Origin of the sequence: Halobaculum sp. MBLA0147 (assembly GCF_041361345.1) — an archaeon.
GTDB lineage: Archaea > Halobacteriota > Halobacteria > Halobacteriales > Haloferacaceae > JAHENP01.
This window is the reverse complement of the sequence record NZ_JBGKAD010000001.1, coordinates 1,319,648-1,336,131: the sequence shown is the minus strand read 5'-3', so window position 1 is coordinate 1,336,131 and position 16,484 is coordinate 1,319,648. Positions and strand designations below refer to the sequence as shown.

Sequence of the window (16,484 nt, the reverse complement as noted above, 5' to 3'; positions counted from 1 at the left end):
ACCCGGCGGGACTGCGCGGTCGCGGTGGACACGTCTCTCGCCTCGATCTGTCGTCGGCGTCACTGCTCTATCACCGCTTTCACAACTTTCACTCCGAACGCTCTTTACAGCGAACGACGTACTCCCCTCCGACGATGTCCATCGACCGGGACACCTTCGAGAACACGAGCGAGGACGAGCTCGGGGAGCTCTCCGTCCCCGATCGGGTGCTCGGGTTCCTCGCCGCCAACCGAGATCGTGCGTTCGAAGCCCGCGAGGTCGCCTCACAGACCGGTGTCGACACGGGTGCGGTCAGTACCGCACTCTCCCGACTGAAGGATCGTGACCTCGTCGAACACAAGGCGACGTACTGGGCGGTGACCGACGACGCGGAACGACTCGACGGGGACGGTGGCTACGAACGAGCGACGGCGCTGTTCGACGAGGGACTGGGCGCAGAAGACGAGCAGTCGTGGCGCGAGCACTCGCCGGAGCCACACGGAAAACCGTGAGAATCGGCGCGCGACACGCCGACACACGGATCTCGTGAACACCAAGCCTTTTCACTGGTTGCGCGTAACGGCGCGTCACCATGATCGCCGGTTCGTGCCGTCCACGTAGCAGCGTGCGGACTCACCTGCAGTCGACGCCCGGAGGGTTCTCCTAGAATGTCGGACTCGTTCGCCGACGCTCTCGCAGTCGTCCTGTCGCTCGTCGGCGGGCTCACAGCCGCCCAGTCGCCCGCCGACACGTCGTCGGTCGCACCGTCGCGGTCTCGTGGAGTGTGAGTACGGATGGCGACGACGACGGACCTCCAGCGGACGTTCCTGCGGTACCAACACCTGCTCGTGTTCGTCGCGCCGGTCGTGTTCGTCGCGACCGTGCTCGGGTTCGCGCCGACGACGGGGACGGGACTGGACTACTGGCTCGAGTTCTGGTGGCTGTTCCCGGTGTTCCTCACCGGCGCGACGATCGTCAACACGGTCGGGATCAGTGGCTCGGCGCTGTTCGTCCCGTTCCTCATCTTCGTGTTCCCGCTGTTCGCGGCGCCGTTGGAACCGGAGACGCTCGTGAAGGTGGGGCTGATCAGCGAGGCGTTCGGGCTGTCGAGTTCCGCCGTCGCCTTCGTCCAGTACGGGCTCGTCGACCGCCGCCTCGCCTTATCACTGGTCGCCGGTGGCGTGCCGTTCGTCGTCGGCGGCGCGCTGTTGTCGTTCGTCGTCCCGGAGCCGGTGTTCCACGGGCTGCTCGGGGCGGCGCTGCTGGCGGCCTCGTACCTCCTGTTCCGGGCCGACTTGGGTCACGGCGGCGAGGGCGACCACGACGACGGCGGTGAGGCGGAGACGGCCGCCGACGGCGGCACCGCGGCGCTGCCGGACGACCCCGGGAAGCTCGGTCCCGCGGGCGTGGAGACGGCGGACGACGGGACCGTCACGCGCGTCGACCGCGACGGGAGCGACTACACGTACACCCGCGGCGGCTACGTCCGGCGGTTCCTCAACTACAGCGTCGGCGGTACCTTCCAGGGGTTGGCCGGCTTCGGGATCGGTGAACTCGGCATCGTCTCGATGCTCGGCACGAAGGTGCCGGTGCGGGTCGCCATCGGGACGAACCACATCGTCGTCGCCGCGACGGCGATCCTCGCCTCGCTCGTCCACGTCTTCGGCGGCGGGCTGGTGCCCGGCGGGCACTCGCTGAGTCTCGCCTCCACGCCGTGGAACATGGTCGTGTTCACCGTCCCGGCGACGGTGACCGGCGGCCAGATCGCCCCGTACGTCTCGAACGCCATCGAGACGGACACGCTCAAGACCGGCGTCGGCATCCTGTTCGGCATCATCTCCGTTGCGCTGTTCGGGATGGCCGTCGGGATCTGACGCGGTCGGTCGATCACGCTGGCTCCGTTCTCACACTGCCCGTCCGTCGTCCGGTCTCTACACTCTCCCCGGTCGAGCGGCGCGAGTCGGAGCGATGACTGTCGAGTGTGGCGTCGGAGAGAATCGAAATCGGCGCGCGCGTCGCGAGGGGGGAGCTACGTTCTTCGAGCCGCAGGCGCCGTCAGTCGCGTCCCGTCCGCATCGCGACGTAGCGGGCGGGCCACTCGCGGAGGTGGCGCAGGATGCGGGCTGCGGCTCGGGTGAGCGGTCCAGCCGAACCGTCGAGTGGCGTGCCGGCCTCACTCTCGGCCGGCGTGCGACTGTGTGCCATGTCTTACAATTGTTGCCGTGGGGGTTGTAAAGGTAGGGGTTCGGAACCACGTCGGTGTGCGCTCCGGGTGGTCCGTGGTGTGGGACGGCGCCGGCGCGGCGGCGGGGTGGTGTGCGTTCGGTGTGAGTGTGGTGTGGGTCGACGCTGGAGCGGAGGCGACCTGGTGGTGTCCTTCCGTGATCTTCCGGTGGTGTTTTGCGGTTCGGTGTCGAACGAAACTACCGATGGACAGGTCGGCGGTGAACGACTACGTCGAACAGTCTCGGCGGCTCGTCGAGGCGTCGCCACAGATGGACGAGGAGAACACGAAGGTCCGACTCGTCCAGCCGTTCCTCGACCTCCTCGGGTGGGACCTCCGATCGACGGAGGTGGAGTTGGAGTACACCGTCCGGTTCGCGACGCGGACGACACACGTCGACTACGCGCTCGTCGTCGGGGACTCGCCGGTTGTCTTCGTCGAGGCCAAACCCGTCCGCTCGGAGCTGACGGACGACGACGTGGAGCAACTCCGCAGCTACATGCGGCAGGAACTCGCGGTCGACTGGGGGGTCCTGACGAACGGCACCGACTTCGAGGTGCTGTCGAAGAACTCCGGCGCGGATGGAGAGGTGTCCGTCGTCGAGTTCGACCTCGACGACCTGGCCGACGACCCCGAGGTGTTGGAACTGCTGACGAAGGAGTCGATCCAGTCCGGACGCTCCGCGGAAGTCGCCGCCCAGGTCGCCGAGACGAACAACGCCATCGAACACCTGCGAGAGTCGGAGACGGTGGTCGCGGAGGCCGTCGCCGAGGCTGTCGAGACGGAGACGGGCGACCTCCCGGTCGACACGACCGAGCAGGCCCGCGAGTTCGTCCGCGATCTGGTCGCCGTGCTGGAGGACCGCCGGCAGTTCGTCACCGAGGCACACGTCCCCGCGGACGACGAGGCAGTCGCGGACGGCGCCGACGACCCCGGCGACGGTGACGTGGACGCGGGGACGTACGTCGCGGCGAGCGACGCGAGCGACTTCGAGGCAGCGGACGCCTTCGACGGGTCGGTCCCGGAGGGGTACGCGGTGGCGTTCGACGACGGGTGGCGGCTCCCGGCGCCCGGTGGGACGCCGCCCACGGAACAGCAGGAGGCGATGGGACTCGCGGTCGACCACCTGATCGCCGCACACGATCTGACGACGCGGATCGACCTCCCGTACGCGACACCACGGGCGACGAAGAACTGTCTCCTCAACACGAGTGCGGACCACCCGGACGGGCGTCGGATGCGGGCGTTCTACGAACTCGTCGACGGCACCTTCCTCTACACCTCGCTGAGTGTCGACGACAAGAAGCGACGCCTCGAACTGCTCGCGAGCGAGGTGGGACTCGACGTGGCGTTCGCCGGGGAGTGGTGACTACGAGACCGGCGTGCGGCCGGCAGACGGGACAGCGACAACAGTTAACACGGCTACGTCACAGCTCCGAGTCGTGATCGACTCCGACGTGGGACACGACGACGCAGTACGACCGTTCGGCCGCGAACCACCGCCGAGTTCCTTCGACGGGTTCCTCGCACACGTCGCCGAGGCGAACCGGAACCGCGACGGCTCTCCGCCCGCACACGTCGCACGTGTCGTCGTCACTGCTGAGACGACCCTCCAAGACGGCGACGGGTGTGTCACGACGACGTTGACGAACGCGGCGCCGTACCGCCGCGAGCGCGTCTCGCCCGACGCAGTTCTCGACGCGGCGCCAGACGCAGTTGTCCCGGCGGATCAGGGGACTGGATCGCGACGGGAGCGTGCGGTTGCGACACTCCGAAACGCGCTGTGTCACCACTACGACGCGACCGGTTGGCAGGGGGTCGCGAGACCCGTGTCGAACGGCGGTGAGCAGGTGCGGCGGAGCCCGGAGCGATAGCTTCAACTGGGGCGCCCGACTCCACACGACCGCGCGGTGGGATGGCAGAGCGGACTATTGCGCCTGCCTTGAGAGCAGGTGGCCGTCAGGCCTCCTGGGTTCGAATCCCAGTCCCACCGACTCTCTCGACGCCACACGCGGAGCCACCGCGTCGCCCGGCGGAGCCGGCACGACCGGGGGCGAACGCAATTCTGATACCGGTCACGAGACACCACGGCATATGAGCGAGACGGCCTCGTCGGGCCAAGACGCACGCATCGCCGCCCGAGCGAAGGAGGAACTCGGGTTCTCGCGGTGGTGGCAGGTGGCCGCCGCCGCGGTGATGATGGGGCTGGTGAGTCCGTACCAGTACGTGTGGTCGTCGATCCAGTCGCCGCTCGCGAGTTCCCTAGAGATCTCGCCGGAGGCGATCGGACTGGTCTTCACGCTGTTCGTGATCTTCCAGTCCGGCTCCCAGTTCCCGGTGGGGTGGTACCGCGACCGCCACGGCCCGCGGCGACTCACGCTGTTGGCGGGCGTGCTGGCCGGCGGGGGCTACCTCGGCCTCTCCGTCGCCACCGAGGTGTGGCAACTCTACCTGCTGTACTCGCTGGGGGCCGTCGGGGTCGGGATCGTCTACACCGTCGCCGTCAACACGGCGCTGAAGTGGTTCCCGGACCGCCGGGGGCTGACGACCGGCGTCGGGACGATGGCGTTCGCCGGCGGCTCGGCGCTCGTGGTGCCGTACGTCCGCGCGAACGCCACCGCCGCGGGCTACCCGACCGTGCTCCAGAACCTCGGGGTCGTCATCGGCCTCGGCATCCTCGTCGGCGCGGTGATCCTCCGAGACCCACCCAGCGGCTGGCTCGACGGCCTCGACGTGGACGGCGACGGAGAGCAGGCGACGGAGACGGACGACTCGTCGACGGACGGAGAGCCGGCGGCGGACGGCGGCGCGACCGGGGACACGCGGCAGTTCGAGTGGCGCGAGATGCTCGGGACGTGGCAGTTCTGGGTGATGTACGCGATGTTCGTCGGCGTCTCCGCGGCGGGGTTGATGCTCACCGCCCAGATCGTCACCTTCGCGGACGCGTTGGAGCTGGACGCGGTGACGGCGACGGCCTCCGCGACGGTGCTGCCGGTCGCCGGCGGCGTGGGCCGGCTCGTCGTCGGGGACCTCTCGGACCGGATCGACCGCGAGCGGGCGATGGCGGCGTCGTTCGTCCTCTGTGGGTTGGGCGTCGTCGGGACGGTGGCGTTCGCCCGCGCCGGGATGGCGATCCCGTTCGTCGGCGCGGTGATCGTCGCGACGTTCTTCTGGTCGCCACAGTACACGCTGTTCCCCTCCGTCGTCGGAGACTACTACGGCCGCGAACACTCCTCGGCGAACTACGCGCTGTTGTACTCCGGGAAGATGTGGGGTGGCGTCTTCGGCGGCGCCGTGGTCGGCTGGTTCGTCGGCGTCGCCTCCTGGTCGGTCGCGTTCCTCGTCGGCGGCGCCCTCGCCGTCCTCGCCGGCTTCGCGGCGCTGCTGTTGCGCCCGCCGCAGTGAGGGCTCCTCCCGCGATCGTCTCGTCGACGCCCGCAGCCCCGCGGACCGACGGTGTCGACGCCCGACGACGGGTAGCGGTGGGGCTGCGGTTCTCGGCCGCCACGTGTGGGTGGTGACACGGCTCCCGGCGGCGCTGTAAGTTACGGACTACTTTCTAGATGGCCACCCACGACCGACTGACATGTGCTGGGAAAGTACTATGTACCCCGTGTCCGTAGAACAGTGTGTACGATGACTGGGTACCACGACTACGTCCTCGGCCTCGTTCCGGCGCTGCTCATCGGACCACTCGCAGCCGTCCCGCTGGTGGGGTTGTCCGTCGAGGTCGCCGTCGCCGTCGGCGGTGCGGCCGCGGCACTGGTCGTGGGCCACGCGATGTTCGTCCGCGGACCGGTCCCGACGGTCGCCGACGCCGCGACGACCGTCACTGCCGCGACCGACGTGCGTGCCGACGGCGTGACCGTCGCCGGCCCGGACGGCGAGGCGATCGCCCCCGCGAGGACCGAGACGGACGAGACCACCGCAGCCGGCGTGACCGCGACCGAGACGACGGACGCCACGGCGACACCCGACTCGGCCCCGGCGCCCGTCGCGGGCGGTGGCGCCGCAGTGTCGACACCGACGGCACCGAGCGACGGCCCCGCCGGCGCCGACTGACTCTCTCGCTCGGAGGCGCGGCGGGGCGTGTTCCCGTCTCACCGTCGCGCCAGTCCCGTTCGCGTCGGATCAGTCCCGTTCGAGTCGCGTCACGTCGGCCATCGTCTCCCGCTCGCGTCGCACACGAGCCTCGTCGCCGTCGACGGCGACCTCGGCTGGGAGTGGCTGTGAGTGGAAGCGACTCGCGAGTTCGTAGCCGTACGCGCCGGCGTTGCCAACGGCGAGCAGGTCGCCGCGTTCGGGCGCCGCCAGCGGGCGATCCGTACAGAACACGTCTGCCGACGTGCAACACGGCCCGCCCACGGAGGCGGACACCGTCTCGCGGTCGGCGCCGGAGACGTTCCGGACGGCGTGGTAGGCGTCGAACATCGCCGGCCGAACCAGCGTCGCCAGCGAGGCGTCGACGCCGACGACCGTCGTCTCCGGCGTCTCCTTCACCGTGTTGACCCGCGTGAGCAGCGTTCCGGCGTCCGCGGCGACGTACCGACCGGGCTCCAACTCCACCCGCGCCGGCAACTCGCCGACCGCCGCGGCGACTCGCTCGGCGACGACCGACAGGTCCAACGGCGCCTCGTCGGGACGGTACGGCACCCCGAACCCGCCGCCGAAGTCGACGAACTCGAAGGCGGCCGCGGGGGCGTCGACACCCGTCGCGGGCGTGTCCGCGAGGTGCGCGGCCGTCTCGCGTGCGAGGTCCGCGACGGTCTCGATCGCGCGACAGTGGTCGTCGAGGTCGTCGTGGAGCACCCCGCTCCCGACGTGTGCGTGGAGGCCGACCAGTTCGAACCGCTCGGCCAGGTCGGCCGCGACCGCGGGCACCTCCTCGGCCGGGATGCCGAACTTGGCGTCCTTCCCGGTCGCCACCTTCTCGTGGTGACCGGTACCGATACCGGGGTTGACGCGGACCGCGACGCGCCCGTCGTAGCCGCGCTCCGCGAGCCGGTCGAACGTGTCGCGGGCGCCGGCCGTCACCGTCAGCTCCGGGTGGTCGCTCGCGAGTTCGACGGCGTAGTCGAGGTCCGCTGCGGGCGGGTTCACCGCCGTGTACCGGAGCGTGTCGGGCTCCGCGCCGGCTGCGATCGCTCGCTGGAGTTCCCCGCGAGCGGCACACTCGATCTCCGTCCCGGTCTCCAACACCGCCTCCAACACCGCGGGACCGGTGTTCGCCTTCGCGGCGTACATCACCCGCGGGTTCGGGAGCGCGCTCTCGACGGCGTCGCGGAACCGCCGGAGGTTCTCGCGGACCCGCTCGCGGTCGATCACGTACAGTGGGGTGTCGTACTGGTCGGCGAGCCCCTCCAGTCGCGTCGCGTCCCAGTCGTCGAGCCGTCGCACCGGCGGGCCGTGTCTCGCCGGGTCACCGGTCGTACCGTGTCGGTCGCCCTCACTGACTCCGTCGCCGGTAGTGACGGACTCCTCGCGGCTCACTGTCGGAGCACCTCCTCGCGTTCCGTCGCCTCGACCGTCTCCGCCTCCAAGTCGGTCGCGACGACCGCCGGCTTGAACGCGCCGCGCTCGCCGAACAGGTCGTGCTCGCCGAGACTCGACTCGACGTAGCGACCGAACGCCCGTCGCTCCGCCGGGAGGTGGCCGAAGTACACCTCCTCGTCGACGAGGTCGTAGACGGGGACGTTCGGCGTCAACAGCGTGTTCTCCCCGACGACACAGTTCTCGCCGACGCGGAACCCGGAGGTGACCCGACAGCCCGCGCCGAGCGCGACGCCGTCCTCGATCACGACCGGGGCGTCCTCGACCGGTTCGAGCACGCCGCCGATCAGGGTGTTGGCCCCCAGCTTCACGTCCGCGCCGATCTGGGCACACGATCCGACCGTGTCACAGGAGTCGACCAGCGTGCCGTCGTCGACGTAGGCGCCGACGTTGACGAACGACGGCGACATCGCGATACAGTCCGCACCGAGGTACGCCCCACGGCGCAGGACGGTCCCGTCCGGCGTGTTGCGGGTACCACGCGCCCCGAGGTCCTCGGTGTCCCGCAACGGGAGCACGTCGTAGTACGCGACGCCGCCGTACTCTCGCCGCCGCGTCTCGTGGAGTCCGAAGGCGAGCAACACGCCGCGCTTGACCCACTCGTTGACCCGCCAGCTCGTCACGTCCGAGCCGGTCTTCTCCGCGGCACGCACCTCGCCGGCCTCCAGGGCGTCGAGGAACGCCTCGACGGTCGCGACCTGCTCGGCCGACGCCGACGCCGCGTCGAGTCCGTCCTCGTACGCCGCCCACAGCGTCTCGATCTCGTCTTCGAGTGCGCTCACCGGCGGTCACCCCCGTCACGGCGGGTGGTGCCGGCCTCGTCGTCGGCACGCCCCCGCTGCCCGGCGTCTGTCGCTCCCTCGTCCGCGCCGTCTGTCGTTCTCCCGTCTGCGTCCGTTCCGTGGGTTCGGCTCACGCCGTCGTCCACGGACTCCTCGTCCAACACGTCGTCGAAGTCGTACCGTCCCGGCTCGCGACCCGCGACCCAGGCGGCCGCGTCGAGCGCACCGGCGGCGAACACCCGCCGGGAGCCGGCGCGGTGGGTCAACGAGAGCACGTTCTCCTCGCCAGCCAGCAACACCTCGTGTTCGCCGGCCACGTCGCCGGCACGGCGCGCGTGGACGCCGATCTCGCCGGGGTCGCGCGGTGCGACCCCCTCGCGGCCGTGCTGGCGCGTCTCCAGGTCGGGGCGGACGGCGACCACGTCGTCGACGAGCGTCTCCGCGGTCCCACTCGGCGCGTCGCGTTTCCCGTCGTGGTGGGTCTCCGTCACCTCCACGTCGTACCCCGGTACGGCTCGTGCCGCGGCCGTCACCGCCCGCCGCAGTGCCGCGATCCCACGCGAGAAGTTGCTCGCCCACAGCACCGGCACGGACGCCGCCGCGGCGTCGAGTGCGTCGTGGTCGGCGTCCGCGAGCCCCGTCGTCCCGCTGACGACCGCCGCGCCGTGGTCGGCCGCGGTCTCTGCGTACGTCGTCGTCGCCGCGGGCGCGGTGAAGTCGACGACGACCGTCGCCGCCGGGCTCTCGCGCCGTGCGAGCACGTCCCCGAGTCGCTCCGACGGCGCGACCGGCACCCCGTCGACCGTGCCGTAGGCGCCGAGCTCCGACTCGGCACCACCGTCGTCTCGTTCACCCCGACCGCCGTGTGCGACCGGACTCCGGTTCACCGCGCCGACGACACGCACGTCGTCGCGCTCGCTCGCGGCGGCGATCACTTCACGACCCATCCGCCCGCCCGCGCCGGTGACGACGACCGAGGCGGCGTCGTCGTCGGCTGTGTCCACACCGACGGTGTCTCCCGCTCGCCCGTCCGTCACGCCTCGGCCACCCCCGACTCGGGTCGCGGTGTCTCGTCCAGCGTCGCGAGGAGGTCACGGAGCCGCTCGCGTGTCTCCTCGGTCCCAAGCGTCAGCGGCGACCGGAGTCGCGCCGGGCCGTCCTCGCGGATCGCCATCGCCTCCGTCACCGGGATCGGGTTCGTCTCCCGGAACAGCGCCCGCACGAGCGGGGCGAGGTCGTGGTGGTGCTCGCGCGCCGTCCGCAGGTCGCCCCGCATCGCGGCGGCGACGACCGCTCGCGTCCGCTCGGGTTCGACGTTGCCGACGACGCTGATCGTCCCCGTCCCGCCGACGGAGACGACCGGCAGCGTGAGTGCGTCGTCGCCCGAGAGCACGTCGAACGTCTCCTCGCGCGTCCGTTCGACCACCTCCGAGACCTGCGCTACGTCGCCCGAGGCGGCCTTGTACCCGCGGATCTGCGGGTGACTCGCTAGGTCGGCGACGGTCTCGGGCTCGAGGTTCGACCCCGTCCGCGAGGGGACGTTGTAGACGATACAGGGAACGTCGACGCTGTCTGCGACGGTCCGGTAGTGCTCCGCGACTCCGCGCATCTCGGGCTTGTTGTAGTACGGCGAGATGAGGAGGAGTGCGTCCGCGCCGGCCGCGACCGAACGCTCCGACAGCGAGACGGCTTCGTGCGTCGAGTTGGAGCCGCTCCCGGCGATCACCGGGCAGTCGACGGCCGCCACGACCGTCTCGACGACCGCGACGTGTTCGTCGTGGGTCAGTGTCGCCGACTCGCCGGTGGAGCCGACCGGTACCACGCCGTCGACTCCGGCAGCCTCGAGCCGACGCGCCCGCTGGGCGAGACGGTCGTGGTCGACGGCGCCCCCGTCGTCGAACGGCGTCGGGAGTGCCGGGTACACCCCCGCGAAGGTGTCGTAGTCGTCCGTCCGTGCGTCTCGCGGAATCGAACTGAGTGTGTCGTCCGTGGTCTGTGTGTCGTCTGTCGTCGGTGTGTCGTCGGTCATCTGTGTGGTGTCTCCGTGGTAGTGTCGTCGTCTGTCGGCTTGCGGTGCGTCGGTCGCGAGATCCAGCGGTCGCTCGCGAGTCGTCTGCGGTCACCCGGGACGGGGGCGCTACGCCCGCACCGAGCGGTCGCTCACCGTTTACGTTTGGACGGACGCGAGAACCGGCCGGACGGCTCCGTCGAGAGCGTTCTGGAGCCGTTCGGCGTCATACACGACCAATCGGTGCATCGAGTCAAGAGCGTTTCGGCAGTGGCGAGACGGACGACCCGAGCGTACCTCCGTCGGGACGGACGCAGACTCGGAACGTCGACGAGAATCCTGACCACTGCCACTCTCGAGTACAGTTCACTCGTGTGTACACCAGACGATCGCGTCGAGGCGACGGTGCTCTCGTCACTCGTCGAACGGTTCGCACGGAGAGTCGAACCCCGGTACACCGTACAGAACTCGACGAGCGGACGTGTGGTAACACAGAGATTATAATCGACAACACTGTGAGACCGCTGTGAACGATTCGAACCCGCGGGAGGGTCTCGAAGTGACGGCTCTCCTCGAGTCGGCGAGAGAGAACGCAGCCGTAGCCGTCTACTTCCCTGCGTTCTTGCTCCTCTCGTACACAGTAGTACTGTTCACACTCTACTCGGTCAAGTGGCCGTTGTTGGTCGGTGACCCGGCGACGTACCTGTACGGCGGATGGGAACTCGCCACGGGGGGCTCGCCGTATCGGACGATCTGGGATCCGAAACCGCCCGGGATTCACGTACTCACTGGCGTACTCACCGTGATGGGTAGCTACGACAGGATCACTGTCTACTACCTGAGTGTCGGTGTCACCGGACTCTCTGCGTTCACGACAGTCGTCTTGACGATCGAGTTGGTTCGGGGCTGGACCGAATCGCTGCCCGCTGCCTTCTCTGCAGGTGTCGCCGTCGTCGCAGTCCCAGCGTTCTTCACGTTCTTCAGTGCAGGGCCGTACACGAAGTACTACACCGCTCTGTTCACTGTCGGTGCGGTCCTCGCCGTCGATCGGCGGCGGTACTTCCTCGCGGGAGCCGCCACCGTGTCTGCTCCGCTCTTCTGGCACTTCGCGGCCCCGATCGTCCCGGCCGTCGGGGCCGTGATCCTCGCTCGGTTCGTCTCCGGCGACCTCTCGACGAGAGAACTGGTTCGATCGTCGTCTGGAGCCGCCGTCGCGGGTGCTCTGACCGTTCTCCCGATCGTGCTTCAGGGTGCCGGCGTACACATGCTGAACCAAACGATCGTCGCTCCGCTGATCTACACTGGTGCGGAGACGACACCGTCTCTGTTGCCACTGCTGTCGGAGTACCGTGGGATCGAAGGTCTGCTACTGTTGTCTGTGGTCGGGTTCGTTCTGCTCGTCCGAAGCGGTGTCCGGTCTCGTGACGGTCCGAAGTTACTGATCGCCGTACTGTTCGTGTGGTACTCCGTCGTCGGAACACTGGTCGGGCAGATCTCGGGTCCCGACATCGTCTCCTTCGCCCCGATTGCAGCCGTTCCGATCGGCGTACTGATCGCTACGGTGTCGACGTTCGATCTCTCTGCCGGTCCCGTCGGTCCTCACCACGTTCTGACCGCAGCCGTTCTGTTGATTGCGGTCCCGGGATTCGTCGACATCGTGTTCCAGCCGTGGTACACCTACCGGCGTAGCGGACCGGCCAGTGAGTACCTCGCCGGTGAGTCTGTTCCCGGTTGTCACGTCAGACTGTCGGACATGGAGAAGTACTGGATCGAGAGATTCGGTGACGCCGGCGAGGAGTGTATCGGGGAGCTGAAACTCCCGTGACCGGTCGCGGCGCCGGTGGATCGGCCGCGAGGACTCACACAGAATCACGGAGAGCCCACGACTTCAGTCGTGGGTAACTGACTACGGACTACGGAGAGGAGTCGACTCTAAACGCTTATCCGACTGCCACTGCCACTACCGGGCGTCAATGAGCGATCTCCCGGACGAGTTCGACTGCACCATCACGAACTGGGAGTACATCTACGACCTCTGTCGGGAGGTCTCCGATCAGGTGAAGGCGGACCACTTCGAGCCGGACGTGGTCGTCGCCCTGGCTCGTGGCGGCTGGTTCGCCGGCCGCGTGTTGTGTGACTTCCTCGGGCTCGACGACCTGACGAGTCTGAAGATGGAACACTACGTCGGGACCGGCGAGAAGTCCGGGGAGCCGACCGTCCGCTACCCGATGCCGGAGGGGAGCGTCGACGGGAAGGACGTGCTCATCATCGACGACATCGCCGACACGGGTGGGTCCATCGAGCGCGCCCACGAGTACGTCACCGACCGTGGAGCCGGCGAGGTGCGGACGGCGACGCTGCAGTTGCTCCAGACCTCCGCGTTCGAGCCGGAGTTCGTCGGGGAACGACTCGACGAGTGGGCCTGGATCGTCTACCCGTGGAACTTCATCGAGGACATGGTGGACCTGATCTCCGGCGTGATGGCGAAAGACGGCGACGGCCCCTACGACGCGGGGGAGATCCGTGGACTGTTGGCCGAGTACCACGGTGTCGACCGGATCGAGATGGAGATCGCCCAGCCCGGTCGGCTCCGCGAGGTGCTCGACGAGATGGGCCGCCGCGACGTCCTCGCCGAGACCGACGGTGAGTACACGCTCGTCGACGGCGCCGTCTCCGGGGGCACGGTCGAGACGGACGGCGGGACGGCGACCGGTGACGAGACGACGGACGGCGGGACGGCGACCGACGAGGAGTGAGTCTCGCGGGTATCCTCGCGGGTGCGATCCTCCCCATCGTCGCCGTCGCCGGCGTCGGCTTCCTCCTGGGACGGACCGTCGGCGTCGACCCGGCCCCGCTGAACACGGTCGTCGTGTACGTGTTGGCGCCCGCGCTCGTCCTCCACAGCCTCGCCACGACCACGTTCTCCGGGGCGACACTGGCGAGAGTCGCCGGCGCGACCGTCGCGTTCGTCCTCGCGATGACCGTCGTCGGCGAACTCGCCGGGCGGCTGCTCGGCGAGACTGAGCCGCGGCTGTCCGCGCTCGTCCTGGCGGCGACGTTCCCGAACGCCGGCAACTACGGCATCCCACTGTCGGACTTCGCCTTCCCCGACGGCGGGCGTGCGGTCGCGGTGTTGTACGTCGGCGTGCAGGCGGTGTTGCTGTACACCGTCGGGGTGTACGTCGCGGCTCGTGCCGGCGGCGGGAGCGGCCGCGCCGGCGTGCGGCGGGTGCTCTCGATCCCACTGGTGTACGCCGTCCCCGTCGCGCTCGGCGCGCGCTGGCTCGGCGTGGTGCCGCCGACCGGCAGCGCGGCGATGTCGACGCTCGGGCTCGTCGGTGACAGTTCGATCCCGGTGATGCTGTTGATACTCGGCATCCAGCTCTCCCAGACGGACTACGGCGCGGCGCTGTCGCGGGTGGGTGCCCCGACGGTGTTGAAACTCGGCGTCGCGCCGGCCGTCGCCGTCGGTGTCGCGACGCTCGTCGGCTTCGGCGACGCCACCGTCGCGCGGGTGTTCGTGTTGGAGTCGGCGATGCCGGCGGCGGTGACGCCGGTGATCCTCGTCGGCGAGTTCGCCGAGGAGGCGACCATCGGCGACTCCGACGTCTCCGTCCCCGAGTACGTCTCGACCGCAGTGCTCGTCACCACGCTGCTGTCCGTTCCCGTCCTCACCGTGTTGATCGCGCTCCTCCGCGGTGGACTGGTCGGCTGAGGACCGTAGACGCCGCGTCGCCGGGCCGTCGGTGGGTCCGACGTGGTTCCCACGCGACGACAACGGTCGGAAACGGAGCCGGTGTACCACACGCTTATTTGTGGTCGAACCGCCGAGAGCGTGGTATGGACTGGCAGACTGCCGAGGCCGACTACCGGCCGGACCCGACGCGTGACTCCATCGCGGCGACGTTCCGGGCGAGCGCACGCGAGCACGCGGACCGGCCCGCACAACGGTACAAAGGTGGGGTGTACGACCGCTCGCTCGTGCGAGCAGGGGTCGTCGACGCTGCGCCGGCCGACGACTACGCGACGTTGACGTACGGGACCGTCCACGACGTCGTCCGACACCTCTCGTACGGGTTCCGGGCGTTGGGAGTGGAGCCGGGCGACAGGGTGGGGCTGTTCGCCCACACGCGCATGGAGTGGGCACAGACCGACTTCGCCGTGTTGGGGGCCGGCGGGGTGGTGACGACGGTGTACACCTCCTCCTCGGAGGACCAGGTGCGGTACCTGCTCGACGACCCAGACGCCGACGGCGTCGTCGTGGAGAACCGGGAACTGCTGGAACGGGTGTTGGCCGTCGAGGACGACCTCTCGCTGGAGTTCGTCGTCGTGATGGACGGCGAGCCACACGAGCGCGAGGACGTGTACACCCTCGGGGAGGTCCACGAGTTGGGTGTCGACCACGAGTCTGAACTGTCGAGCGGTAACCACGAGACAGACGGGACAGCTACCGGCCGCGACGGGGAGTCGAGCGAGTCGGACTGGGTGGTCGAGCGCGCGCCGTCGGACCCGTCGAGTCTGATCTACACCTCCGGGACGACGGGCCAGCCGAAGGGTGCGGTGTTGACGAACCGGAACTTCCTGTCGAACGTCGAGCAGTGTTACCGGCGGTTCGGTCCGCGTCCGGACAAGGCGGAGACGGGAACTCCGGCGATCACCCCCGAGAAGACGACGCTGTCGTTCCTCCCGTTGGCGCACGTCTTCGAGCGCCTCTCGGGACACTTCCTCATGTTCGCCGCCGGTGCGACGGTGGCGTACGCGGAGTCGCCCGACACCCTGCGGGACGACTTCCAACTCGTCTCCCCGGAGTTGGCGACGAGCGTCCCGCGAGTGTACGAGAAGCTGTACGCCGCGATCCGCGAGCAGGCGAGCGACTCGGGGCTCAAACGCCGGATCTTCGAGTGGGCGACGGACGTGGGACGGCGCCACTACCGCGCCGAGCGGCCCGGCCCGCTGCTGTCGGCGAAGTACGCGCTCGCGGACAGACTGGTGTTCTCGACGGTGAAGGAGGCGCTGGGCGGCAACGTCGACTTCTTCATCTCTGGCGGGGGCTCGCTGTCGGCGGAGTTGTGTGAGCTGTTCCACGGGATGGGTGTCCCCGTCTTGGAGGGGTACGGCCTGACGGAGACCTCGCCGGTCGTCGCCGTCAACCCGCCCGAGGCACCGCAGGTCGGCACCATCGGTCCGCCGGTCCAAGACGTAGAGGTCCGTCTCGACACGCGCGTCGCGCCGCCGGACACGGACTCCGAGGACGTGGGCGAACTGCTCGTGCGCGGCCCGAACGTCTTCGACGGCTACTGGGAGAAGCCCGAGAAGACCGAGGCAGCGTTCGTCACCGAGGCGGAACTCGATGCCGGCCGCGACACCCGGTCCGACGACGCGAGCGTCGCGGGCGACGGCGGCGCCGTCGAGACGGAGTCGACACCAGGGACGGCGACGGACGCCGACGAGTCGACGCGCTGGTTCCGGACGGGCGACGTGGTAGAGATCCAGCCGGACGGCTACATCGCGTTCCGCGAGCGCGCCAAGCAACTCCTCAAGCTGTCGACCGGGAAGATGGTGCCGCCGGGTCCAATCGAGGACGCCTTCGCCGCCTCCGAGTTGGTCGAACAGGCGATGGTGTTGGGTGACGCACGGAAGTTCGTCGGTGCCCTCCTGGTACCGAACTTCGAGGCGGTGCGCTCGTGGGCCGCCGCGGAAGGGATCGACCTCCCGGACAGCGACCGCATGGTGTGTCGCGAGGACGCCGTGATCGAGCGCATCCAGCGCGAGGTCGACGCCGTCAACGAGGACTTCGAGAAACACGAACAGATCAAGCAGTTCCGCCTGGTGCCCGACGGGTTCACAGAGGACAACGACCTCTTGACCCCGACGATGAAGAAGAAGCGCCGCAATATCGAGTCCTACTACGAGGCCGAGATCGAGCGACTCTACGACTGAA

The 16,484-nt window shown here is 69.1% G+C and carries 14 protein-coding genes, 1 tRNA gene and 1 pseudogene; 11 read left to right on the top strand and 5 right to left on the bottom strand.

Going from position 1 to position 16,484, the window contains the following annotated elements; genetic code table 11:
• Window positions 1–134: 134 nt before the first annotated feature.
• Window positions 135–491, top strand: coding sequence for a MarR family transcriptional regulator (locus RYH80_RS06400; RefSeq protein WP_370903018.1), 357 nt, complete (start codon window positions 135–137; stop codon window positions 489–491).
• Window positions 492–773: 282 nt separating this feature from the next.
• Complete coding sequence (locus tag RYH80_RS06395) at window positions 774–1,853, top strand: TSUP family transporter (RefSeq protein ID WP_370903017.1); 1,080 nt, start codon at window positions 774–776, stop codon at window positions 1,851–1,853.
• 181 nt (window positions 1,854–2,034) lie between these two features.
• Here RYH80_RS06395 and RYH80_RS06390 read toward each other — a convergent pair whose 3' ends face one another.
• The gene (locus tag RYH80_RS06390; protein ID WP_370903016.1) at window positions 2,035–2,184 is read right to left on the bottom strand and encodes a hypothetical protein; all 150 of its coding nucleotides are present in this window, start codon (window positions 2,182–2,184) and stop codon (window positions 2,035–2,037) included.
• Between the two features lie 224 nt (window positions 2,185–2,408).
• Here RYH80_RS06390 and RYH80_RS06385 point away from each other — a divergent pair, with 224 nt between their 5' ends.
• From RYH80_RS06385 to RYH80_RS06365, 5 genes are all read left to right on the top strand, one after another.
• The gene (locus RYH80_RS06385) at window positions 2,409–3,572 is read left to right on the top strand and encodes a type I restriction enzyme HsdR N-terminal domain-containing protein (protein WP_370903015.1); all 1,164 of its coding nucleotides are present in this window, start codon (window positions 2,409–2,411) and stop codon (window positions 3,570–3,572) included.
• A 73-nt stretch (window positions 3,573–3,645) separates the two neighbouring features.
• Window positions 3,646–4,077, top strand: coding sequence for a hypothetical protein (locus RYH80_RS06380; protein ID WP_370903014.1), 432 nt, complete (start codon window positions 3,646–3,648; stop codon window positions 4,075–4,077).
• A 35-nt stretch (window positions 4,078–4,112) separates the two neighbouring features.
• A tRNA-Ser gene (locus tag RYH80_RS06375) sits at window positions 4,113–4,196 on the top strand.
• Window positions 4,197–4,297: 101 nt separating this feature from the next.
• A complete protein-coding gene (locus tag RYH80_RS06370; RefSeq protein ID WP_370903013.1) occupies window positions 4,298–5,608 on the top strand; it encodes an OFA family MFS transporter in 1,311 nt (436 codons plus the stop codon).
• Between the two features lie 231 nt (window positions 5,609–5,839).
• Window positions 5,840–6,265: a DUF8015 family protein gene (locus RYH80_RS06365; protein WP_370903012.1), complete on the top strand. Its 426-nt coding sequence runs from the start codon at window positions 5,840–5,842 to the stop codon at window positions 6,263–6,265.
• A 69-nt stretch (window positions 6,266–6,334) separates the two neighbouring features.
• Here the strand turns inward: RYH80_RS06365 and lysA are convergent, their stop codons facing one another.
• The 4 genes and pseudogenes from lysA to dapA all read right to left on the bottom strand — a co-directional run bounded on the left by lysA (window position 6,335) and on the right by dapA (window position 10,564).
• The gene (gene lysA / locus RYH80_RS06360; RefSeq protein WP_370904667.1) at window positions 6,335–7,600 is read right to left on the bottom strand and encodes a diaminopimelate decarboxylase; all 1,266 of its coding nucleotides are present in this window, start codon (window positions 7,598–7,600) and stop codon (window positions 6,335–6,337) included.
• 89 nt (window positions 7,601–7,689) lie between these two features.
• Window positions 7,690–8,535 carry a 2,3,4,5-tetrahydropyridine-2,6-dicarboxylate N-succinyltransferase gene (locus tag RYH80_RS06355; protein ID WP_370903011.1) on the bottom strand — a complete coding sequence of 282 codons (846 nt, stop codon included), beginning with the start codon at window positions 8,533–8,535 and terminating at the stop codon, window positions 7,690–7,692.
• Window positions 8,536–8,690: 155 nt separating this feature from the next.
• Window positions 8,691–9,539, bottom strand: a pseudogene (gene dapB, locus RYH80_RS06350) (4-hydroxy-tetrahydrodipicolinate reductase); the annotation flags it as partial.
• Window positions 9,540–9,568: 29 nt separating this feature from the next.
• On the bottom strand, window positions 9,569–10,564 hold the full coding sequence (gene dapA, locus RYH80_RS06345; RefSeq protein ID WP_370903010.1) for a 4-hydroxy-tetrahydrodipicolinate synthase: 996 nt from the start codon (window positions 10,562–10,564) through the stop codon (window positions 9,569–9,571).
• Window positions 10,565–11,069: 505 nt separating this feature from the next.
• On the opposite strand from dapA, the gene RYH80_RS06340 reads away from it, so the two are divergent.
• From RYH80_RS06340 to RYH80_RS06325, 4 genes are all read left to right on the top strand, one after another.
• Window positions 11,070–12,368, top strand: a complete 1,299-nt coding sequence (locus tag RYH80_RS06340; RefSeq protein ID WP_370903009.1) for a DolP-mannose mannosyltransferase — start codon at window positions 11,070–11,072, stop codon at window positions 12,366–12,368.
• 148 nt (window positions 12,369–12,516) lie between these two features.
• Window positions 12,517–13,299: a phosphoribosyltransferase gene (locus RYH80_RS06335; RefSeq protein ID WP_370903008.1), complete on the top strand. Its 783-nt coding sequence runs from the start codon at window positions 12,517–12,519 to the stop codon at window positions 13,297–13,299.
• Complete coding sequence (locus RYH80_RS06330; protein WP_370903007.1) at window positions 13,296–14,258, top strand: AEC family transporter; 963 nt, start codon at window positions 13,296–13,298, stop codon at window positions 14,256–14,258. The genes RYH80_RS06335 and RYH80_RS06330 overlap by 4 nt, the downstream gene beginning before the upstream one ends.
• Before the next feature lie 125 nt (window positions 14,259–14,383).
• Window positions 14,384–16,483 carry an AMP-dependent synthetase/ligase gene (locus RYH80_RS06325; RefSeq protein ID WP_370903006.1) on the top strand — a complete coding sequence of 700 codons (2,100 nt, stop codon included), beginning with the start codon at window positions 14,384–14,386 and terminating at the stop codon, window positions 16,481–16,483.
• The last annotated feature ends 1 nt before the right edge of the window (window position 16,484 follow it).